Origin of the sequence: Achromobacter animicus, from assembly GCF_040775605.1 — a bacterium.
GTDB lineage: Bacteria > Pseudomonadota > Gammaproteobacteria > Burkholderiales > Burkholderiaceae_B > Achromobacter > Achromobacter animicus.
Window position 1 is genome coordinate 4,271,511 of sequence record NZ_JAYGJK010000001.1, and the last position, 21,615, is coordinate 4,293,125.

A 21,615-nucleotide genomic window follows, 5' to 3' on the forward strand; every position below is an offset into this window, starting at 1 on the left:
CGCCAGGGCCGGTTTGCTTTGACCATGAAAAACCGGCCTTCACGGCCGGTTTGCATTGACCACGAAAAACCGGCCTTCATGGCCGGTTTTTATTGCCCGCCGCGCCGATCAGGCCGCCGAGGGCGGGTTCAGCGTCGAGAGCATCTGCGTGAAGATCTTGGGGCTGGCAGCCAGGACGTTGCCGCTGTCCATCCAGCCTTGTTCGCCGTCGAAGTCAGCGACCAGACCGCCCGCTTCCAGCACCATCAGGCTGCCCGCCGCCACATCCCAGGGCTTCAGGCCCACGCCGCAGAACCCATCCAGGCGACCGGTGGCCACGTAGGCGAGATCCAGCACGGTCGAGCCCAGGCGGCGCACGCCGGTGGCGCCTTCGGCCATCTGGCGGAACCGCTGCGAGCCCTGTTCGGGATCGCCGGCGTTGGGCCAGTGCGCGCCCAGCAGCGCGTCGTGGTAGCGGGTGCGGCCCGAGACGCGCACGCGGCGGTCGTTCAGGAACGTGCCGCTGCCACGGCTGGCGGTGAAGAGTTCGTTGCGCGAGGGATCATAGATGACCGCTTGCGTGACCTGGCCGCGCTGCGTCAGCGCGATCGACACGGCATAGTTGGGCAGGCCGTGGATGAAGTTCGTGGTGCCGTCCAGCGGGTCGATGATCCACTGGAATTCCGCCTGGTCCGGACCCTGCAGACCGAACTCCTCGCCCAGGACGGCGTGGTCCGGGTAGGCAGCGCGCAGCGTTTCGACGATGGACTCTTCGGCGGCCCGATCGACTTCCGTGACATAATCGCGCGGCCCCTTGCGAGCCACGCTGAGTCGTTCCAAATCCATGCTGGCACGGTTGATAATGGTGCCGGCACGCCGGGCCGCCTTGATGGCGATGTTGAGCATCGGGTGCATAAAATTCCGTACGTATGCGATGAGTTGGCTTGATGATAGGCCGCTTGCCGCCCCCCGGCACGCCGTCGCCCCCGCGGGGAAATCGACTCAAAAAACCAGGAAGGCACGAAGCCAAACGTGCCATTTTAAATGACTCAAGCATTTTCACGTGTTCGCTTCGTAATGGTGAACCCCAGCCACCCCGGAAACGTCGGTTCCGCGGCCCGTGCGATCAAGACGATGGGCTTCTCGGAACTGGTCCTGGTGGACCCCAAATTCCCGGATGTAACAAGCCAGCCGGAGGCCGTGGCGCTGGCCAGCGGCGCGCTGGACGTGCTTGAGAACGCCCGCATCTATCCGTCGCTGGAAGAAGCCCTGGCGCCCGTCACGCTGGCATTCGCGTTAACCGCGCGGGTTCGCGACCTGGGTCCCCCGCCCTGCGACATCCGGCAGGCAGCCGACCTGGCCTGCGCCCACCTGGCGGACACGGCCGAGGGCGTGACCGCCGTTGTGCTGGGCACTGAGCGCGCCGGTCTGACGAACGCGCAGATCGCGCTGTGCCACCGCATCTGCCACATCCCTGCCAATCCCGAGTACAGCTCGCTGAACGTCGCCCAGGCGCTGCAATTGGCCGCCTGGGAGTTGCGTTATGCGCTGCTGGTGGACCAGGGCGCCGAACTCCTGCCGCGTTCCACCGCGCAGGAGCCTTCGCGGGGCGCGGAGCCGGCTTCCAGCGAGGCGGTCCAGGCGTTTCTGGCGCACTGGGAGGAAGCGCTGGTCGGCGTGCAGTTCCTCGACCCGGCCCATCCCAAAAAACTGATGCCGCGCATGCGCCATCTGTACTCCCGCCTGGCGCTGACCCGCGACGAGGTCGACATGATGCGCGGGGTCTGCACGGCGATGCTGAACGCGGCCAAGAAGAAATAGCGGGTCCGAAGCACCGGCTGGATGCCCTTCTCGGGCAACGCATGAAAAAGGGACGGTCAATGACCGTCCCTTTTTACTGTGCCAACTGCCGGCTTGTGACCGGCACAGTCGCCGATCAGTCCACCGTGGCGCCCGAGGCCTTGATCACGGGTGCCCAGCCTTCGACTTCCGACTTGATGAATTGGCCGAATTCGGCCGGCGTGGTCTTCACGCCCACGGCGCCCAGCTTTTCAAAGCTGGTCTGCACGGAGGGCTTGTCCAGCGCCTGCTGCATGGCGGCGTTGAGCTTGTTGATGACTTCCGGCGGCGTGCCGGCCGGGGCCAGCAGGCCGAACCACGACGACACGTCGAAGTCCGTGAAGCCCGATTCCTTCATGGTCGGCAGATCCGGCGCGCTCTTGGAGCGGTCGGCGGTGGTCACGGCCAGCGCCTTCAGCTTGCCCGATTGCGCGTGCGGCCAGGCCGACGGCATGTTGTCGAACATGAACTGCACCTGGCCGCCGATCAGGTCGGTCATGGCCGGGGCGCTGCCCTTGTACGGCACGTGCAGGACGTCGATGCCCGCCTTCATCTTGAAGAGCTCACCCGCCATATGGATGGAGGTGCCGCTGCCGGACGAGGCGAAAGCCAGCTTGCCCGGGTTCTTCTTGGCGTAGTCGACCAGCTCTTGCACGGACTTGACCGGCACCTGGGGATTGACCACCAGGATGTTCGGGACCTTGGCGCCCAGGGCGACCGGAGCAAAGTCCTTCGTCAGGTCGAACGAAACGTTCTTGTACAGGGTCTGGTTGATCGCGCTGGTGACTGCGACGAACAGCAGCGTGTAGCCGTCCGGCGTGGCGCGCTGGACCTGGTCGGTCGCGATGTTGCTGCCGGCGCCCGGCTTGTTTTCAACCACGAAGGACTGGCCGAGCGACTCGGTCAGTTCCTTGGCCATGATGCGGGCGATCACGTCGGTGGTGCCGCCGGCCGAGAAACCGACCACGATGCGGACGGGCTTGTCCGGATAGGCGGCGTGGGCGGAACCCATTGCAAATGCGCTTGCGGCGGTGGCCAGAAGGGTGGCGGCCAAACGCCGCATGCCAGGCTTGTGACCTGTAGTCATAGTGTCTCCGTGCAGGTACTGTCCATTAGATGGACGATTTGAATTATTGGATGAACGCATTCTGCGCTATACATGCGCTGGCCATCAAGGTAGAGTCCACCCTACGGACGATGGTTTTCCCTCGTCCATACGTTGATAACCCTTAGTTTTCAGAGATCTGCATGCAAGACAGCGATGCCGCGGCCGCCGGCCCACGTACTCTGCGACGCGGCCTCGCCGTTCTGGCCGCCCTGCGCGACCAGGGACCGGACGGCCTGAGCGTCACCGATATCGCCCGGTTGACCGGCATACAGCGGCCCACCATCTACCGACTGCTGGCCGCCCTGCTCGACGCGGGTCTCGTGCTGCCGGTCGCGGGCACCAAGAAGTACCGTGCCCAGCTTGCCGTCGATCCGGACACGCGTTCCCGCGATCCGCGGGTGCGCCAACTGCTCCCCGTGCTGCGCCGCCTGGCCGACCGCACCGGCGACGCCGTGTTCCTGGTGGTGCGCGAGGAAGACGATTCGATCAGCCTGCATCGCGAAATCGGCAGTTATCCCGTGCAGATCCTTGCCACCTATGCGGGCAAGCGCCAGCCGCTGGGTGTGGGTTCGGGCGGGATGGCGCTGCTGGCTGCCCTGCCCGACGACATCGCGCGCGGCATCGTCGAACGTAATTCGGGCAGGCTGGACGAGTACGGCGGCATGACGCCCCAGGAAATGTTCCGCCTCATCGAAAACACGCGCGCGCGCGGTTATTCGGTGGTGGGCAACCACGCGGTGCGTGGCGCGCTGGGCGTGGGTTGCGCGCTGCTGGACGCGCAGGGCGCGCCTCTGCTGGCCGTCAGCGTCACCGCCATCATCGACCGCATGCCCGCGCAGCGACAGCGCGAGATCGCGGGCTGGATCAAGACGGAACTGGCGCGGCTTGCGATGCCGGCCTGATTGGCAAGGTGCCGGGGCGCGGCTGAGTCGTGGTCACGCATCCAGGCCGTTAAGCCGGGAAGCCGAAGGATCGAGAAGCGGTCATGCCGTCACGCTTTGCTGGTTCACGCCATCTCGCCGTCGAATAAAAATGGGCGCCTCCAACGAGGCGCCCATTTTCATGGCTGACAAAACAAGGCCCGCACTCAGGTAGCGGCTGCGCCCGTCTTGGGGTTCTGGATCTCGCGCAGCGGGATCGGGGCCTGGAAACCGGCCTCTTCGAGCGAGCGGCGGATCTCCTGGTACAGGCTCCAGCGCAGCTCCCAATACTTGCTCGACTCGGCCCACACGCGCACGTTCACCGTGACGCCGTTTTCCTTGTAGTCGAACACCTTCACCTGCGGGGCCGGGTCCTTCAACGCATCGGGACGCGCGTCCACGATCTGTTGCAGTTTGGCGACCACCGCATCCAGGTCATCGCCATAGCGAACCGGCACCGGGATGTCCAGGCGGCGCGTCTTGTTGCGGCTGTAGTTGGTGATCGTGGCGTTCCAGACCGTGCTGTTGGGCAGCGTCATGTGGATGCCGTCACCCTGCACGAGGCGCGTCAGAAACAGGCCCACTTCCTCGACCGTGCCGTCCGCGCCAGAGCTGAGCGCGATGTACTCGCCGGCGCGGATCGGACGCAGGATCAGCAGCATGATGCCGGCCGCAATGTTCTGCAGCGTGCCCTGCAAGGCCAGACCGACGGCAAGACCCGCGGCGCCCAGCACTGCGATCAGACTGGCCGTCTGCACGCCAAAGCGCGCCAGCACCGCGATCACCGTAAAGATGCGCACCGCCCACATCACGGTCGTGGAGAACATGGGCACGATCGTGGGATCGATCTTCGGCGACCGCGTAGCGGCCCGGCGAACCCAGTTGCCCAGCAACGACGACACCCACCAGCCAATACCGAGAATGAGCAAGGCGACGAGCAGATTGATGCCCATATCCATCAGCCTCGGGGCCCAGATATAGAACTCTTTTACGGCCTCATCCATGGAACCTCCTGCGAAAAAAATCGACGGCAGAATGTATCAGAAGCGGCTGGCACAAAGCGGCGCAGCGCCCGACGGGAGTGTCAGGCTTTGTAAAGCGGAGCAGCGCGTGCCGCCGTAGCGTACGGCGTAAGACTGATTCCGGTGTCTGACACCCGAATCGGTCAGACATGCAGCATAGGTCTTGCCGCGCCGCCAGGCAAAGCGGCGTTACGCCGGCACGATGCGGAAATGGTTGTCCCAGGACATGTCACGCGATGGCGGCAGGACCGGCCTTTCCTTGCCTTGCGCGTCAACGCGGATCATCGCGCCCAGTCCGCTACTGACCAGAAAGCCCCCTTGCACGGCAGGCGCGACGCCGCAGCCGTCGGCGAGTGCAGTGACGCCCAGGCATTTGCCGCTGGCGGCGTCCCAGTAGATGACCTGTCCGCCAACCGGGCTGGACGTGGCCACAATGCCACCGGCGGCGTCGACCGTGACGGAGCCGACGTAGTTGCGCATGTTGCGCAGCGTCTCGGCCGGGCCGTCGAACAGTTCCAGCGCCGCGCCGCGTCGATGGCGGCCGACCAGCGCGGGACGATCGGCGGCCGGGCCCATGTATTGGCAGCCGAACCACACCGCGCCATCGGCCGCCAGGGCCAGGTGCCGGATCGACAGCCGGTGCAGCGCCGGCGCAAGCTCCACCTTCTCCAGCAGTTGTCCCGAGGCCGCGTCGATATAGGCGAGCGACGGCCGCATGGTGTCCAGGTTCAGTTCCAGCTTGCCGTAGTCAGGGTGCGTCAGGATGCCGCCGTTGGCCACGCACAGCGTCTTGCCATCGGGCATCAGCACGACCTCGTGCGGTCCGATGCCGCCCGAATCGAACTCGCCCACGCGCCGGTAGCCGCCGCCAGGCGTGGCGTCGTACAGACCCAGCACGCCGCGTCCGCCTTCGAAGTCGTTTTCCGTGGCGGCCAGCAGGCGGCCGCCTTGCACGAAGGCGCCGTGACCGAAAAAATGCCGGTCATCGGGCAGCGGCAAGGCCGCGGGTTCGCCGCCTTCCAGCGAAAAGCCCAGCGCAAAAAAGCCGGGTTGGCGGCCGAACACCACGGCGCGCTGCGCGCTGGCGTCGATCGCAAAGCTGTGGCCGCGCGCGGGCATGGGGATCGTGAGGCGATCGCGGCCCGTCCCGTCCAGCACCACGGCTTCGTCGCGGCCGCCGCGCTTGCGCGCGGTCAGGTACAGCGGCCCGCCATCAGCCGGCAGCGCGGCGCGCGCCGCAGAAGGCGACAGGCCCAGCGCCGCGGCCAGCGCCAGGAAGCGGCGCCGGTCAATCTCCATCGAGCGCGTTGAAGCCGATGGTGACGCCCAGGGCAGGCGCCAGGTTCTCGTCAACGATGGCCTTGGCGTTCTTGAGCGTCAGCGACGCCAGGACCAGCAGGCGGCGCCCTTCCTCGCCCGCCAGCGCCTCGTCCAGCGGCGCAGGCACCGCACGCAGCGTCTCTGCGGCACTGGACAATTCGCCGCGCACCGACGCATCCATCCATTCCTCGCCCGCGGGCAAGGGATAGCCGCCCGCCACATAGAACGCCTTCAGCGCATCCAGGTTGGCCGCCAGCAGGCTCATCGACAGGCCGCTGCGCCAGAACGCCGCGCGCTTCGGACGGGCGGCCTGCGGCGAATCGCCCAGCACCGGCTCGATCTTCACGTCGCGCGCGAACTGCAGGCCGGTGGACAGGGCCTTCATGGCCTCGGCCGCGACTTCCTGCGAACTGCGATAGAGGTCATTGCCCGGTTGGGGCTTGGCAAACTGCCGCCCGAATTCGCCCTGCGCATCCCAGGCCTCGCCCAGGTCGCGCGAGATCGTGGCGACATTGGCGGATACGGCCGTGGCGTAGCCGCAGGCATACGCAAAGCTGGGCTCGCCGGTCTGCTTGAGCAGGTCGGGCTCGCCGTACAGCACGTACTCAAGCGCGGGCAGGCCCTGCACCGCGACGCTGCGGCCAGCCAGCGCGCCGGGCTTGAGCAGCGCGTCATCCTTGGCCGCGATCAGCGCCTGCACCTGGCGGGGCATCACGCCGCGCGTGTCGGGCCAGAAGGCCAAACGTTCAAAGCGGTTGGCCTGCACCAGCGGGCCGAAGCGCAGGATCTCGACGCCCGACCATGCGTGCGCCAGCGTCTTGAACGCATCGCCGACGCGCCCGGCGCCGGCCGCATCTGGCTTGGCGCACCAGCCGCCCAGCGCGCTTTCCAGCGCGGCAGCGGCGTCCGTCATCTTCGCGACCGCCGGCCGGGCGTAGTCGCGCGCCAGGCGTTCGCCCAGGTCGGCGGGCAGCGCGGCCTGTGCCGCAACCACGGCAATCGGCGCCGTCAGCATCAATGCCGCAGCCGCAGCGCGCATGAACAAATGGCGGGCCATCACAGGGACTCCAGGAAGCGGATCAGGTCCGCGCGTTCTTCGGGCGTCATGTCGACGACGCGGTCGCGCGCGGGCTTGGCCGCGCCGCCATGCCACAGCACGGCTTCCAGCAGCGTGCGGGCGCGCCCGTCGTGCAGCCAGGTCGCATTGGGATTGACGGTCTTGGTCAGGCCAATGCCCCACAACGGCGGGGTGCGCCATTCGCGGCCGGTGGCCATGCCGTCGCTCACGCCGTCGGCCAGGTCGTCGCCCATGTCGTGCACCAGCATGTCGGTGTACGGCCAGATCAGCTGGAAACGGTGTTCCGGCTGCTTGGCGTTGCGGCTGGTCACGTACTTGGGCACGTGGCAGGCCACGCAATTGGCTTCGTAGAACAGCTTCTTGCCCGCCAGCACGCGCGCGTCATCTGCATCGCGCCGCATGGGCACGGCGAGGTTGGTCGAATAGATGGTGACGAAGTCCATCAGCTTGCCCGGCACTTCCTCTGGCCCAAAGCGCGGCTGCGCGCCGTGCGGCATGTCCAGGCATTGCGTCTGCGCGGGCGTGCATTCGCCGGAATGCTTGGGGAACAGCGGCGTGGACAGGCCCATGTCGTTGGAGAACGCGGCAGCGCTCTGCTGCTCGACCGTCGGCTGTCCCGCCTTCAGGTTGAAGCGGCCCAGCACGCGCGCGCCGGTGCGCGCATCGGTGACCCAGTTGGCCTTGCCGACGATGCCGTCGCGCTTGTCCGCGCCAACGTTCGCCAGGATGTCGGACTCGTGAATCGATTCCAGCAGGCCCAGCCCGATCATCGGCGGCGCCAGCCGCGGCGAGATCTGCGTGTCCGCGCGCATCGGCCCGTAACCCAGGTTCTCGATGCGATACGTGGGCTTCATCAGCGTGGCGGTCTCGCCGCCGCGCAGCGCCACGGGCACGGCTTCGTATTCGATTTCCATGCGGCCTTCGGCCGGCAGGCCCGCGACCGCGAAATTCTGCAACTGCACGCCGTAGACGGGTTCCGGCAAGGCCGCGATCTCGTCGGCGCCCAGCTTGGGATGCCCGCGATCGGCGCCTTCCGGCACGGCCAGGCGCAGCAGCAGCGCGACCGCATCCGTGCGTTCCAGCGGATCGAAGCCCGGCACCGTGCCGCGGCCGTCCTTGGTGTGACAGGCCTGACAGGAGCGCGCGTTGAACAGCGGGCCCAGGCCGTCGGACGCCTGCGTGGACGAAGGCGCGGACACCCAATCCTTGCGGAACAGGCCGTTGCCGACGATGAACTCCTGGCGGCCTTCAAAGCTCATGTTGGCCGACGGCTGCGAAAAGATGTCGGCGTTGATGAGCTTGTTGGTCGTCGTGGCGCCGGCCTGCATGGTCTCGAAGGATTCGACCTTCGAGAAATCGCTGGTGGGCGCCGTGATGGCGGTGACGCGTTTCTGGTCTTCGGGCGTCAGATCGTCACGCCCGCCGGGAGCGGCGGGCGCGGCGGCGGCGACGGCATGAACCGACGCCGCCAGTACGGCGGCTAATGCGAGTTTCACTTGAATACGGCGTCAGGTTTATCCAGGCTGTCGGACCCTTCGATGGCGACCTTGCCCAGGTCCAGCAGCGCGATCACGCGTTCCAGGCTGCGCGTCTGCGCGACGAGGCTGTCGATGGCAGCCTGCACCACCGCGTTGCCCTCCTTGTTGCCTTCCGCGATCATCTGGTCATAGGTCTCGACCGTTTCGGCGCGCGTCTTCATGGCCTGCATGGCGGCGACGGTGGCGTCCAGCTTGGCGCGCACTTCGGCGTCCAGCTTGGAATCCTTGGCCTTGACCAGTTCGGACAGGCTGGCGCCAGTCACCTTCTTGCCGTCGATGCGCGTGTACGAACCCAGATAGACGTTGCGGATGCCGATCTGGTCGTAATAGTGCGAATTGTGCGTGTTGTCCGAGAAGCAATCGTGCTCTTCCTCGGGATCGTGCAGCATCAGGCCCAGCTTCATGCGTTCGCCCGCCAGTTCGCCGTACGACAGGCTGCCCAGCCCGGTCAGCATGGCGATGAGGCCGGCCTTCGGATCCTCTTCGACCGCCTTGCGCGCCGCGCCGTCCTTCTTCCAGTTGCCCACCATTTCTTCGAGATCAGTCACCAGCAAATCCGTTACCGCCTTCAAAAACTCAATACGGCGTTCGCAATTGCCGCCGGTGCACTGTTTCGGATCGAAATCCGTATGCGGGCGATTGCCGGAGTGACGCTCCTGCGGCGTGCCCTTGCGGTCCGCGGGCGCGGCGCCGGTGCCGTTCAGGTCCTGGCCCCACAGCAGGAACTCGATCGCGTGATAGCCCGTGGCCACGTTGGCCTCGTTGCCGTCGGCCTCGTGCAGCACGTCGGACAGCAGCTCGGGCGTGATCTTGCTGACGTCGACCGTCTTGCCGCCCACCGAGATCTTGGAATTGGCGATGACGTTCACGGCGTAGAACGCGTTCTGGTCGTTTTCCGTGCCGTAGGAGGCGTCGACATAGTCGATCAGGCCTTCATCCAGCGGCCACGCGTTCACGCGGCCTTCCCAGTCGTCGACGATGGGGTTGCCGAAGCGGTAGGCCTCGGTCTGCTGATACGGCACGCGCGCCACGATCCATGCCTCGCGCGCGGCCTTCAGGGTTTCCGCGCTGGGCTTGGCGACCAGCGCGTCGATGGCGTCGCGCAGCTTCTTGGCGGCCGTCAGCGAATCCTCGTAGCCGGCCAGCGCCAGGTCGGAGTACGTGGCGACCACGGCCTTGGGTTCGACGGCGGCCTGCGCCACTCCGCCATACACCGCGGCGGCCAGCACCGCACCCAAAAGCAACTTGCGCATCGTCTTTCTCCCGTAATTCGGACGGCCCGCCCCCGCGGCGGCCCGTTCCGGCTTGAATTTTGTGGATGCGAGTGTAAACAATTTTCGTTTGATATTCAGGCGTTGTTCAGATAGCTGACATATTTTTGAACGAAAAAAGTATGCTCCGGCAGGTCACCCGGGGCCCCGCCGGCCCCGTTTTCTTCAGCCTGGAAACCGCCTCATGGAACTGCGCCAACTCCGTTACTTCGTCCGCGTCGCCGAGCTGGGCAGCATCGGCCGCGCCGCGCGCGACCTCGGGGTGGTCGCGTCGGCGCTCAGCCAGCAGATCAGCCGGTTGGAGAGCGAGCTGGCGACGCGGCTGCTGACGCGCAGCCCCACCGGCGTGACCACCACGCCGGCCGGCGCCGCTTTCCTGCGCCAGGCCCAACTGACCCTGCGCCACGCGGAAAGCGCCGTGGCGGCCGCGCGCGAGGCGCGATTGGCCGGCACCGTCAGCATCGGCTTTGCGCCCACCACTGCGTCGCTACTGGCCCGCCCGTTCTACGCCGCCATGACCGAGCGCTATCCCAACGTGCGCCTGCATCTGGTCGAGGGGCTTTCGGGCAATCTGGGCGACCTGCTCAACGCCCGGCGGCTGGACCTGGCCGTGCTGTTCCAGAACGACACCGCGCAGGGCCGCAGCGTGGTGCCCGTGCTGGACGAGCGTCTGTTCCTGCTGGCGCCGCGCGGCATGGTGGAGCGCCCCGATGGCGAGCCAGTCCGTATGACCGATCTGGCCGGGTTGCCGCTCGCCGTCACCAGCAAGGCGCATGGGCTGCGCGCCTGGGTCGAAGCGGCCTTCGAGCGGGCCGGCATCGAACCCTGGATCGGCGTCGAGGTCGACGGCCTGACGACGCTGATGGACCTGGTGCAGGCCCATCCGATCGCGACCATCCAGCCCGGCGCGGCCGTGGCCCGCGTCGAGACCGGCCTGCTCAGCATGCATCCCATCGACGATCCCTATCTGTTCCGCCGCAACCACATCTACTGCATCAGTGACGACGAGCTGTCGCCCGCCGCGCTGGCCGCGCGGGTGGTGCTGCTGGACGCCATGCGCGGACTGGTCCGGCACGGCGGCTGGCCGGGGGCAACCCTTCTGGATTCGTGATGCCCCCATAGCCTCGGGATGCCTAGGCGGTCGGATTTTCTGAAGATAAATTGATCCACATCAAGTCGCAGCGCGGTGCATGCGACGATCAACCTTCACGAAATCCGATGACCACTTCCCCTTCTCGTCCCGGCCGGCTGGGCATTTCCTCCATGCGGGCGCACTGCTCCGAAGCGGAATGGCAGGCCCGGGTGGACCTTGCCGCCTGTTATCGCCTGGTCGAGCTCTACGGCATGGCCGACATGATGGCCAACCATATCTCGTCCCGCGTGCCCGGCGAGGACAACGCCTTCCTCATCAACCCCTACGGGATGATGTACGAGGAGATCACCGCGTCCAGCCTCATCAAGGTCGACGTGGACGGCACCATTCTGTCCAAGCCCGATTTCGGCGATCTGGACTACGGCATCAACAAGGCCGGCTACGTGATCCACAGCGCGGTCCACGCCCACCGGCACGAGGTGGACTGCGTCATCCACACGCACAGCTGGGCGTCGATGGCCGTGTCGTCGCTGGAGTGCGGCCTGCTGCCGCTGACGCAAACGGCCATGCGCTTCCTGAAGATCGGTTATCACGACTACCAGGGCGTGGTGCTGGGCACCGAGGAACAGGCGTCGCTGCTCGAGGACCTGGGCCAGGGCGAGGCGCTGATCCTGCGCAATCACGGCGCGCTGACCGTGGGACGCACCGTGGGCGAGGCCTTCAACTGGATGCACCGTCTGGAACTGGCCTGCCGCTCGCAGTTGGCGGCGATGGCGACGGGCGCCCCGCTGCAAGCCGTGCCGCCACCCGTCCTGGAGGCCACCTGGAACAACTACCAGCCCGGCACGCGCCGCCCCTATGGCGTCATGGAGTGGCCCGCGCTGCTGCGCAAGCTGGACCGCATCGACCCCGGCTACCGGGACTGAGGCCGCGCCCGGAATCCCCTGAACATTTCCAGCGCCGGCCGGCGTGGCGGCACGGCGCGATATCCCACACGACAACGACCACGCGAGGAGACATTCATGAACACTGCCCAAGCCCTGCTGGCTTGCGCGGCGCTGGCGGGCGCCTGTATCGCGCCCGCCGCCAGCGCCGCCGGCTACCCCGACAAGCCGGTCAAGGTCATCGTGGCGTTCTCGCCCGGCGGCACCACCGACACGCTTACGCGCAGCGTCACGAACACGCTGACGCAGAAGCTGGGCCAGCCCTTCGTCGTGGAAAACAAGCCCGGCGCGGGCGGCAACATCGGCACCGAATACGTGGTGCGCGCCGCGCCCGACGGGCACACGCTGATCGTGAACTCGGTCGGCCCCATCGCCGTCAATCCCACGCTGAACAAGCTGAACTACGACCCGCTGACCGACCTGGTCCCGATGGTGCAGATCGCCACAGTGCCCAACGTGCTGGTTGTGCCGCCCTCCTCGCCCGCCAAGGACATCCAGGGCTTCCTGAAATACGTCAAGGGCGCGCGCGAACTGAACTACAGCTCGACCGGCGTGGGCACGTCTTCGCACCTGTCCAGCTACATGCTGATGGACGAACTGAAGGTGAACGCCACGCACGTGCCCTACAAGGGCGCGGACGCGGTCAACGATCTGCTGGCCGGCCGCATCGACTTCATGTTCGCCACCATTCCGTCCGTGATCGGCCACATCCGTTCGGGCAAGCTGCGCGCGCTGGCGGTCAGCACGCTGCAGCGGTCCGCCACCCTGCCCGAACTGCCGACCATCGCCGAGTCGGGGTATCCAGGCTTTGACGCGGGCTCGTGGTTTGGTTTCTTTGCGCCCAAGGGCACGCCGCAGCAGGTGGTGGAATTGGTCAACCGCGAAGTCAACGCGTCGTTGCCCGCATTGAACGAGCAGATGATTCGCGAAGGCGCCGAGCCTGTCGGCGGCACGCCAGCGCAATTCGCCACGTTCATCAAGGGCGAGCACGACAAGTGGGCCGTGCTGGTACGCAAGTTCGACCCGCAGGCGCATTGACGCTCGGTTAATGGGCTGATCCCATACCCGGGGCCACGACGGCGGCCGTGAACTGATCCGAGGCGCGGCACGCCAGTTCCGCCACCAGCCGGATTGCGTCCGAGCCGCCGCTTTCCAGATAGCTCACCACCAGTAGCTGCGGCGGCACCGGCAGATCGGTGCGGATGACCTGGATCTCGCCGCGCGCAACGTACTCGTACATGGGCGGCAAAGGCACAAGCGCACGGCCGAAGCCGCTGCGCACCAGCCGCGCCAGCGCCGAGATCGAACTGACGAAATGCACCTTGCCCTGCGGCATGCCGACCTCGCGGTACAGGGCCTTCAGCGCCTCGTGCGGCTGCGATCCCGGGCTCATCGTCAGCACCGGCTCGCCGAGCAGGTCGTGCGCCGTCATTGTGTCCTCGCTGCCTGGCGGCCCGACCCAGCCCATCTCCATCGGCAAACAGGGCATGCTGATGATGCCCGTGTCGTTCAGCACGTCGGTCTGGAACGCGATATCCAGCGTGCCTTCGCGCAACCCGCGATGCAGGGCGCGCACCGTCTCGGACGTCAGCTGGACCTCGATGCCGGGATACGTGGACCGCAGGTTCGTCAGAAAGCCGATCAGCCACGTATGCACCACGGTCTCGATGGCGCCGATCCGCACCAGACCGGCGACCTCGTCGCCGCGCTTGCCCAGCGACAGGATCTGCTGGCGGATCTCGAGCAGGCGCTCGCCATAATCCAGCAGCCGCGCACCGACCGCCGTGAGCTTCAGTTCCTTGGCATCACGTTCGAACAGGCGCGCGCCGATGTCCTCTTCCAGCGATGCGATGCGGTTGGCCACGGCCGCCTGCGTGATATGCAGGCGGTCGCTCGCGGCGCGAAAACTTCCCAACCGCGCGGACCACAGAAAGGCTTCGACAAAACGCGTGTTCATGCGCCGATGCTACTGCCAACGCAGCCGGGGCGGGACGCGTCGTTGCCGGCGAGCGGACACGGCAAGAGGACACGTTATGTCCCCTTATGTGGTGCGCCCTGCACCAACTTGGTTCATGCCGGGCACCAGCCTGAGGCGGCGTGACCCGGCGTCATGGGAGAAGCCGCCCCGTGCAAAACCTGGCACGGCTATTGCTTGATGACTGGTATGCAAGCTTGTCTACAAGCGCCCCCAATCAAGCAGCCCAGGAGCCTTACATGATCCATCGCAATGCACCCTACGCCTTCAACGCCACCCGCCGCCGCCTGATCCAGGGCGCCGCCATGGGCGCGGCGGCGCTCGCCGCCCCGGCGCTGGTGCGCGCGCAATCGGGTCCGGTCATCCGCATCGGCTTCTGGCCCGTGGCCGCTGGCCTGCCGTTCTATGCCGCGATCGAGAAAGGCTATTTCAAGGAAGCCGGCCTGAACGTCGAGGCGCTGAAGTTCGCGGGCGCGCAGCAGGTCATGGAAGCCATGCTTGCGGGCCGCGCCGATGGCAGCGCCAACGGCACGGGCTCGGCCAACCTGGCCATCGGCGAGATCGCTTCGCCTGGCCTGTTCAAGATTTTTGCGTCCAATCCCAGCAACGCCAAGAACGTGCTGGATGAGTTCATCGTCGCAAAAGACAGTCCCATCAAATCCATCGCAGACCTCAAGGGGAAAAAGGTCGGTTCTGGTCCCGGCATCCAGAATTCCACGCTGGCCAAAGCAGTCCTGGAGCGCGCCGGCGCAACGGGGGCAACCGTGGTCGAGTTGGCGATCAGCCAGCACGTCGCCGCGGTTGCCGCCGGCCAGTTGGACGCGTGCTACACGCTGGAACCCACGGGCACGGTGGGCCGCCTGAACGGCACGACCCGCGTCCTGGAAACCGGCGTCATCGCCAAATACGTCCTGGGCGATCCGATGGCGCCGTGGTTCGGCGGCTCGGCTTCGCTGACCACCGCCTTCCTGAAGAAGCATCCCGAGGAAAGCAAGAAATTCATCGCCGCGTATGCGCGCGGCATCGAACTGATCCGCACCAAGCCTGAAGAGGCGCGCCCCTTCCTGAAGGGCTACACCGCCATCGAAGGCCCGATGACCGAGGAAGTGCCGCTGGCCGCCTACACGCTGCACAACGAGTTCACGCCCAGCGACGTGCAGTACTTCCAGAAGTTCTTCGACCTGTTCACCGACAAGGGCGTCTTCGCGCAGAAGGTCGACGTCTCGACCATGCTTTACAAGGGTTGATCCATGACCGCAACCACGGCTACGGGCGCCACGCCCGCCCCCTCCCAGGCCTCTGCCACCGCGCCGGCGAAGACGCAGCCCGCCAAGGCGCAACCGGCCATGTCCAAGCCGCCGCGCAAGTTCGACACCTCGCGCCTGCTGCCGCTGATCGGCCCGCTCGCGCTCTTTGTGGTGTGGGACCTGGTGGTCCGCCTGCAGCTTGTCAGTCCGGTGTTGCTGCCCACGCCCAGCGCGACCATCGTGGCGCTGGTCAAGGGCATGGCGGGCGGCCCGCTGCTGGCTGACTTTCTGTCGTCGCTGAACCGCACCGTCCAGGCCTTCCTGATGGCCGGCGTGATCGGCGTGCCGCTGGGCGTGCTGCTCGGCAGCAATGAAAAGGCCTACCGCAGCGTCGAGTTCCTGGTGGACTTCTTCCGGTCCACGCCGTCCTCCGCCCTGATCCCGCTGTTCCTGATGATCTTCGGCGTGACCGACATGAACAAGATCGCCATCGCTGCCTTCGCGGCCGTGCTGGTGATCCTGTTCAACAGCGCGTACGGCGTCATCAACGCCCGCAAGCAGCGCGTGATGGCGGCGCGCGTGATGGGCGCGTCGCGCTGGCAGATCTTCAAGGACGTGCTGATCTGGGAAAGCCTGCAGCCCACGTTTGTCGGCCTGCGCAGCGGCGTGTCGATGGCGCTGGTCATCGTGATCGTGGCCGAGATGTTCATCGGTTCGGACAGCGGCCTGGGCAATCGCATCATCAATGCGCAGCAAGTGCTGAACGTGCGCGAAATGTACGCCGCAATCCTGGCGGCCGGCGCGCTCGGCTATGTGCTCAACATTCTCTTTCTCGTGCTGGAAAAGCGCGTGGTTCATTGGAGCGGCCGATAAATGTCCACCGTCATCAACCCCGTCATCGCCCCCGCGCCGCCCGCCGCGCCCTTCCAGCCCGGCCCGCTGGGCACGCACATCACCATCCGCGGCCTGACCAAGTATTTCGCCGGCTGGCCGCTCTATGAAGACTTCAACCTCGACATCCCCAAGGGCAAGATCGTCTCGGTCTTCGGCCCCAACGGCTGCGGCAAGTCCACGCTGATCAACATGATCGCCGGCCTGATCCCCATCGATTCGGGCGAGATCCTGTTTGACGGCAAGTCGCTGGCGCAGACCAAGATCGGCTACGTGTTCCAGAACTACCGCGAAGCCATGTTCCCGTGGCTGCGCACCATCGACAACATCGCCTACCCGCTGCGCCTGGAAGGCCGCAGCAAGGCCCAGGTCGATGCGCGGGTCGAGGAACTGGTGGCGTCGTTCGACGTGAAGTTCGACCTGAACCGCTATCCGTACGAGCTGTCGGGCGGACAGCAGCAGACCGCGTCCATCATGCGCGCGCTGGCCCCCGGACCCGAGGTGCTGTTCCTGGACGAGCCGTTTTCCGCGCTGGATTTCGAGATGACGCTGTTCATTCGCGAAAAGCTCCAGGAAGTCTTCCTGCAGACCGGCACGACCATGCTGCTTGTCTCGCATGACCTGGAGGAAGCGGTGTACCTGGCGGATCAGGTACTGCTCTTGACCAAGCGCCCCACGCGCGTCGCGGAGATCCTGGACTACACGGACGCGCGCCCTCGCACGGTCGAGACGCTGTCCGAGCCAAGCTTCATCCAGATGAAGAAACTGAGCCTGGAAATCTTCCAGCGCGAAGTGCGCAAGTGATTCCACGCTATTAATCCCAAGCCAATACCGGGAGCATTCGCCATGACACAGGAAACCATCGACCAATACGTGCGCAGCGCGCTGGCGCTGTCGGGATATGCGTTGCGTGAGTCCGCCACCGAGCAGGTCGTGCAGCAGTTCTCGCGCATCCACGACATCGCGTCGACCTTCGCCGACGAGCCGCTGCCCGTGGAACTGGAATCCGCTTCGGTGTTCCGTCCGTGACCGGCCCCGCTCACGACATCGCCCGCCAGGTCCGCAGCGGCGAACGCAGCGCCGCCGCCGTGCTGGACGCCACGCTTGCCCGCGTGCGCGAGCGCGATCCCCGCTACAACTGCTTCACGGCCGTCACGGAAAGCCGCGCGCGGCAGGAAGCCCTGGCCATCGACGCGCGCCGCGCACGCGGCGAAACGCTGCCGCCCCTGGCGGGCGTGCCGTACGCCGTGAAGAATCTCTTCGATATCGCCGACGAGGTCACGCTGGCCGGCGGGCGCGTCAACGCCTCCAACCCGCCCGCTCGGCGCGACGCGCTGCTGGTCGAACGCATGCGTGAGGCGGGCGCCGTGCTGATCGGCGCGCTCAACATGGACGAGCACGCCTACGGCTTCACCACGGAAAACACCCATTACGGCGCCTGCCGCAATCCGCACGACACCTCGCGCATCGCGGGCGGCTCGTCCGGCGGCAGCGCCGCCGCCGTCGCCGGCGGTTTGGTGCCGCTGACCCTGGGATCGGACACCAACGGTTCGATCCGCGTGCCTGCCTCGCTGTGCGGCGTCTTTGGCTTGAAGCCCACCTTTGGCCGCCTGCCGCGCACGGGTTCCTTCCCGTTCGTGGGCAGCCTGGATCATCTAGGTCCGTTTGCGAACAGCGCCAGCGACCTGGCCGCCGCCTACGACGCACTGCAAGGCCCCGATGCCGCGGACGTCGCCTGCGCGCAGCGCCCGGCGGCGCCCACGTTGCCGGCCATCGCAGAAGGCAATGGACGGCTGCGCGTCGCGGTGCTGGGCGGCTACTTTTCGGAATGGGCGGGTCCGCAGGCGCGCCGCGCCGTGGAAATCGCCGCGCGCGCCCTGGGCGCGACCGACGTGGTCGACATGCCGGCCGCCGTGCAGGCGCGCTCCGCCGCCTTCATCATCACTGCGGCGGAAGGCGGCGCGCTGCACCGCCGCCGGCTCGTCACGCATTACGACTACTACGAACCGCACTCGCGCGACCGCCTGGTCGCCGGCAGCCTCGTCCCAGCAGCCTGGGTGCAGCAGGCGCAGCGCGTGCGCCATCGCGCCTACCTCGAGGCGCTGGCCCTTTTCGACCAATACGATGTGCTGATCGCGCCCGCCACGCCCGTCAGCGCCACGCCCATCGGCGCGGACTGGCTGACACTCGCGGGCAAGCAACTGCCCGCTCGCGCCAGCATGGGGCTATTGACGCAACCCATTTCCGCCATCGGGCTGCCGGTCTGCACGGCGCCCACGTGGCCGGAACTGGACGAAGACGGCCACCTGCCGCTGGGCGTGCAACTGATCGCCGCGCCCTGGCGCGAAGCCGATTGCCTGCGTGCGGCCCACACGCTGGAGCAGGCTGGCGCGGCACGCACACGGCCGGTTTGACGTTTCCTACACCGCAACGCCTGGAGCTTCGACATGGAATCCGCATTCGCCGCCATCGACATGCCGCGCACGCTGGCCGACTCCGCTTACACCACGCTCAAGCGTGACATCCTGGAGTTCCGGCTGGCGCCGGGCGACCGCTTCACCGAAACGGAGATCGCGGACCGGCTTCAGGTCAGCCGGACGCCGGTCCGTGAGGCGCTGTTCCGGCTAGAGCGCGAAGGCTATCTGGAGGTGCGGCAACGCAATGGATGGCTGGTCAAGCCGCTGGATTTTGAAACGCTGGATCATTTCTATGAGCTGCGCAGCGTGCTGGAAGCGGCAGCGGTTCATGCGCTGTGCACGCCCGGGCAATCGCCCGATCCGCTGCTGGCGCTGCGCGCGCTCGTGGAGACGTGGCTGGTCGATGAGAGCGAGCGGTCCAGCGATTGCGAATGGCTGGCCGACCTGGACGAGCGCTTTCACATCGAATTGGTGGCGGCCGCCGGCAACCCAGAGATCGCACGGGTGCATCGGGCGGCAACCGAGCGGATCCGCATCGTGCGCCGGCTCGACTTCACCCAGCCCGATCGAATCGGCACCACGTACCGGGAACACGCCGCGATCCTGTCCGCCGTACTGGCGCGCGACGGCGCGAGCGCCGCGGCGCTGCTGCGCGCGCATATCAAGGACAGTCAGGAGGCCGTGCGCAAGATTACGTTGCACCGGCTGTACGCGACACGCCGCGCGAAGGCGGCGTGAAGGCGGGCGGGCGGGGGGCCTGCGGGGGTTGCCAAAATTCGGGCTTGGGGGCGCGCGGGCTTTCGAGCTTTGGGGGCCTTAACGCTTTTGGGCTTTGGGGCTCTCGGGCTCTCGAGCTTTTGGGCTTTCGGGCTTTTGGGCTTTCGGGCTTTCAGGCCGCTCCTCGGGCGGCCGCCATGCCGGCCCGGTTCAGCTGGCGCGCAACCAGCGGTGCAGCACGCGCGTGATGACGGGAATGCAGACAAACACCATGATGGGCGTCAATATCACGCTCGTGATCAACACACGCCAGAACACCGGCAGGATGCTCAAGTGCTCGCTCACCAACACCGAGAACACCAGCAGCACCGGAAAGTAGGCCAGCCAAATGCTGACCGCCTGCTTCCAGCGCGGCGGCGTGCTGGCCTTCGGCGCAAACCACCCAGCCGTGCCGCTCACCCGATGCTCGTGACTCGCGCGCACCAGCGTTGCACCGCGCTCCAGCCACATGCGGCGTGGCAAGGACTTTTCCCACCGGTTCAGGCTGGCCTCGTCGGTGAAGCGCAGCACGATCTGATACTCATCGCCGCCTTCCGGCGGCTGCAGCACGCCAGATCCGAGAAACCCCGGAAAACCCGCCGCCAGGATTTCGCCCTGACGCATCCAGGACAGGAAATCGCTATAGCGCTCGGGCGCGATGTGGCGCGTCACCAGCATGGTGACCGGACCGGGAACGGCAGAATGAGACATGGCGGAACTCCTGGGCAGCGTGCAGCGTGTTATGCACGTTAACCCTAGCAATCCGTGTGCCAGCCTTGCGGCGCAGCATTTGCCCCTTGGCGGTGTCATTCAGCCAGAAGGCCCGAGTAATTGCGCACCGCAACACACCCCATATTGGTGATAACCCCTACACGACGCACCAGTTCGGTGCATATCGGAGATAAGCAGCAATGGACATCAATCTGCCCGACGTCTTGGCCGAAGTCACGGCCGCCGTTGAACGCTACGAAGCCGCACTGGTTTCCAACGACGTGCAAGTGCTCGACACCCTGTTCTGGAACAGCCCGCACACGCTGCGCTACGGCGCAGGCGAAAACCTCTACGGTTACGACGAGATCCGCGCCTTCCGCGCACAGCGTTCCCCGCAAGGCCTTGCAAGAGAGGTCCTGCGCACCGCCATCACCACCTATGGCCAGGACTTCGCCACCGCGAACCTGGAATTCCAACGCGAAGGCAGCACGCGCATCGGACGCCAAAGCCAGACCTGGATGCGGACGCCGCAAGGCTGGCGCGTGGTGGCGGCGCATGTCAGTTTGATGACCTGACGCGGCCATCGGCCTTGGCATGACTCGCGGCTGACGACGCCATATGAATATGCGCAATCGGCATTGAGCCCGGCCCCGTGCAGGTCTACACTGGCTGTTCCTTTTTCCCTCGTTGGAGCACACGCTCATGAGCACATACAAGATTGCAGTCTTCGTCGGAAGCCTTCGCGCCGCCTCGATCAATCTGCGCCTGGCGCGTGCGCTGGAAAAGCTGGTTCCGGCCGACTTCAAGTTCGAGTATGTGAGCCTGGGCGACATCCCGCTCTACAACCAGGACAACGAAAACAATCTGCCCGCGCCCGCCGCCAAGCTCAAGCAGCAGATCGCCGACGCGCAAGGCATCCTCTTCGTCTCGCCCGAGCACAACCGCTCGGTCCCGGCCGCCATCAAGAACGGCATCGACTGGGGCTCGCGCCCGTGGGGCCAGAACTCGTGGCCCGGCAAGGCCGTAGGCATCGTGGGCGCATCGCCCAGCGCCGCTGGCACCGCCATGATGCAGCAACACCTGCGCAACATCCTCGCCGCCGAAGGCGCCAACGCCCTCACCACGCCAGAAGTCTTCCTGCAGTATTCCGAAGGCCTGGTCGACGACCAGTTCAACATCACCAACGAAGGCACCCGCAAATTCCTGCAGGGCTGGGTGGACCGCTACGTCGACTGGGTCAAGAAATTCAACACCTGATCTGCCGCCGACGCCGGCCACGCGCAGCGTGCCGGCGCCGATCGCCCGACCTACCTCCGGGCGATCAAGCCCCTCGATTCGTCGAGGGGTTTTTTTTATCCGCGCCGCTTCGTTGTTAGACCAACTTGGGTGTCAGACACCCAGAGAGAAACTTATCCCCTTCAACTGTGGAGAAAGGTGAGGACAGCCTTGGGGCAGGTGCAAAATTCCCTGACGCGCCAAGCACTTGCAGGACGCGGTCAATAAATG

22 protein-coding genes are annotated in these 21,615 nt (G+C 66.3%); 13 read left to right on the forward strand and 9 right to left on the reverse strand.

The window, feature by feature from the left end; all coding sequences use genetic code 11:
- Nucleotides 1–108: 108 nt before the first annotated feature.
- Nucleotides 109–894 (reverse strand): inositol monophosphatase family protein, encoded by a 786-nt coding sequence (locus AB3147_RS19440; RefSeq protein WP_105239790.1) that lies wholly within the window; start codon nt 892–894, stop codon nt 109–111.
- Nucleotides 895–1,023: 129 nt separating this feature from the next.
- Here AB3147_RS19440 and AB3147_RS19445 point away from each other — a divergent pair, with 129 nt between their 5' ends.
- Entirely contained in the window at nt 1,024–1,800 is a 777-nt protein-coding gene (locus AB3147_RS19445; RefSeq protein ID WP_279976018.1) for an RNA methyltransferase, read from the forward strand.
- A 115-nt stretch (nt 1,801–1,915) separates the two neighbouring features.
- Here the strand turns inward: AB3147_RS19445 and AB3147_RS19450 are convergent, their stop codons facing one another.
- Nucleotides 1,916–2,905: a Bug family tripartite tricarboxylate transporter substrate binding protein gene (locus AB3147_RS19450; RefSeq protein ID WP_105239792.1), complete on the reverse strand. Its 990-nt coding sequence runs from the start codon at nt 2,903–2,905 to the stop codon at nt 1,916–1,918.
- A gap of 161 nt (nt 2,906–3,066) precedes the next feature.
- Here AB3147_RS19450 and AB3147_RS19455 point away from each other — a divergent pair, with 161 nt between their 5' ends.
- Nucleotides 3,067–3,828: an IclR family transcriptional regulator gene (locus AB3147_RS19455; protein WP_105239793.1), complete on the forward strand. Its 762-nt coding sequence runs from the start codon at nt 3,067–3,069 to the stop codon at nt 3,826–3,828.
- Nucleotides 3,829–4,013: 185 nt separating this feature from the next.
- Here AB3147_RS19455 and AB3147_RS19460 read toward each other — a convergent pair whose 3' ends face one another.
- The 5 genes from AB3147_RS19460 to AB3147_RS19480 all read right to left on the reverse strand — a co-directional run bounded on the left by AB3147_RS19460 (nt 4,014) and on the right by AB3147_RS19480 (nt 10,057).
- The gene (locus AB3147_RS19460) at nt 4,014–4,850 is read right to left on the reverse strand and encodes a mechanosensitive ion channel family protein (protein ID WP_175124253.1); all 837 of its coding nucleotides are present in this window, start codon (nt 4,848–4,850) and stop codon (nt 4,014–4,016) included.
- A 207-nt stretch (nt 4,851–5,057) separates the two neighbouring features.
- A complete protein-coding gene (locus AB3147_RS19465; RefSeq protein WP_367352744.1) occupies nt 5,058–6,167 on the reverse strand; it encodes a DUF1513 domain-containing protein in 1,110 nt (369 codons plus the stop codon).
- Nucleotides 6,157–7,245, reverse strand: coding sequence for an imelysin family protein (locus AB3147_RS19470; RefSeq protein WP_218344549.1), 1,089 nt, complete (start codon nt 7,243–7,245; stop codon nt 6,157–6,159). The genes AB3147_RS19465 and AB3147_RS19470 overlap by 11 nt, the downstream gene beginning before the upstream one ends.
- Nucleotides 7,245–8,762 carry a di-heme oxidoreductase family protein gene (locus tag AB3147_RS19475; RefSeq protein ID WP_175138613.1) on the reverse strand — a complete coding sequence of 506 codons (1,518 nt, stop codon included), beginning with the start codon at nt 8,760–8,762 and terminating at the stop codon, nt 7,245–7,247. The genes AB3147_RS19470 and AB3147_RS19475 overlap by 1 nt, the downstream gene beginning before the upstream one ends.
- A complete protein-coding gene (locus tag AB3147_RS19480) occupies nt 8,759–10,057 on the reverse strand; it encodes an imelysin family protein (protein WP_175124257.1) in 1,299 nt (432 codons plus the stop codon). The genes AB3147_RS19475 and AB3147_RS19480 overlap by 4 nt, the downstream gene beginning before the upstream one ends.
- Nucleotides 10,058–10,259: 202 nt before the next feature.
- Here AB3147_RS19480 and AB3147_RS19485 point away from each other — a divergent pair, with 202 nt between their 5' ends.
- From AB3147_RS19485 to AB3147_RS19495, 3 genes are all read left to right on the forward strand, one after another.
- On the forward strand, nt 10,260–11,186 hold the full coding sequence (locus AB3147_RS19485) for a LysR family transcriptional regulator (protein ID WP_218344548.1): 927 nt from the start codon (nt 10,260–10,262) through the stop codon (nt 11,184–11,186).
- A gap of 107 nt (nt 11,187–11,293) precedes the next feature.
- On the forward strand, nt 11,294–12,094 hold the full coding sequence (locus AB3147_RS19490) for a class II aldolase/adducin family protein (protein WP_175138615.1): 801 nt from the start codon (nt 11,294–11,296) through the stop codon (nt 12,092–12,094).
- A gap of 96 nt (nt 12,095–12,190) precedes the next feature.
- Complete coding sequence (locus tag AB3147_RS19495) at nt 12,191–13,150, forward strand: Bug family tripartite tricarboxylate transporter substrate binding protein (RefSeq protein ID WP_175186458.1); 960 nt, start codon at nt 12,191–12,193, stop codon at nt 13,148–13,150.
- A gap of 7 nt (nt 13,151–13,157) precedes the next feature.
- On the opposite strand, the gene AB3147_RS19500 is transcribed toward AB3147_RS19495, so the two are convergent.
- Nucleotides 13,158–14,069: a LysR family transcriptional regulator gene (locus AB3147_RS19500; protein ID WP_367352745.1), complete on the reverse strand. Its 912-nt coding sequence runs from the start codon at nt 14,067–14,069 to the stop codon at nt 13,158–13,160.
- Between the two features lie 257 nt (nt 14,070–14,326).
- Between AB3147_RS19500 and AB3147_RS19505 the strand changes: the two genes are divergently transcribed.
- The 6 genes from AB3147_RS19505 to AB3147_RS19530 are packed head-to-tail and all read left to right on the forward strand — an operon-like array spanning nt 14,327 to nt 19,380.
- Nucleotides 14,327–15,334 carry an ABC transporter substrate-binding protein gene (locus AB3147_RS19505; RefSeq protein WP_105239799.1) on the forward strand — a complete coding sequence of 336 codons (1,008 nt, stop codon included), beginning with the start codon at nt 14,327–14,329 and terminating at the stop codon, nt 15,332–15,334.
- A gap of 3 nt (nt 15,335–15,337) precedes the next feature.
- The gene (locus tag AB3147_RS19510) at nt 15,338–16,207 is read left to right on the forward strand and encodes an ABC transporter permease (RefSeq protein WP_370633053.1); all 870 of its coding nucleotides are present in this window, start codon (nt 15,338–15,340) and stop codon (nt 16,205–16,207) included.
- The gene (locus AB3147_RS19515; RefSeq protein WP_218344546.1) at nt 16,208–17,029 is read left to right on the forward strand and encodes an ABC transporter ATP-binding protein; all 822 of its coding nucleotides are present in this window, start codon (nt 16,208–16,210) and stop codon (nt 17,027–17,029) included. It begins immediately after the preceding gene.
- Nucleotides 17,030–17,071: 42 nt separating this feature from the next.
- Complete coding sequence (locus AB3147_RS19520) at nt 17,072–17,254, forward strand: DUF4089 domain-containing protein (protein WP_343737022.1); 183 nt, start codon at nt 17,072–17,074, stop codon at nt 17,252–17,254.
- Nucleotides 17,251–18,639, forward strand: a complete 1,389-nt coding sequence (locus AB3147_RS19525; protein WP_175138619.1) for an AtzE family amidohydrolase — start codon at nt 17,251–17,253, stop codon at nt 18,637–18,639. Before AB3147_RS19520 ends, AB3147_RS19525 begins: the two co-directional genes overlap by 4 nt.
- A 33-nt stretch (nt 18,640–18,672) precedes the next feature.
- Entirely contained in the window at nt 18,673–19,380 is a 708-nt protein-coding gene (locus AB3147_RS19530) for a GntR family transcriptional regulator (RefSeq protein WP_218344543.1), read from the forward strand.
- A 189-nt stretch (nt 19,381–19,569) separates the two neighbouring features.
- On the opposite strand, the gene AB3147_RS19535 is transcribed toward AB3147_RS19530, so the two are convergent.
- A complete protein-coding gene (locus tag AB3147_RS19535; RefSeq protein ID WP_175138620.1) occupies nt 19,570–20,109 on the reverse strand; it encodes an antibiotic biosynthesis monooxygenase in 540 nt (179 codons plus the stop codon).
- 200 nt (nt 20,110–20,309) lie between these two features.
- On the opposite strand from AB3147_RS19535, the gene hpxZ reads away from it, so the two are divergent.
- Entirely contained in the window at nt 20,310–20,684 is a 375-nt protein-coding gene (gene hpxZ / locus AB3147_RS19540) for an oxalurate catabolism protein HpxZ (RefSeq protein ID WP_105239804.1), read from the forward strand.
- 127 nt (nt 20,685–20,811) lie between these two features.
- Entirely contained in the window at nt 20,812–21,366 is a 555-nt protein-coding gene (locus AB3147_RS19545) for an NADPH-dependent FMN reductase (RefSeq protein ID WP_218344542.1), read from the forward strand.
- Nucleotides 21,367–21,615 lie beyond the last annotated feature (249 nt).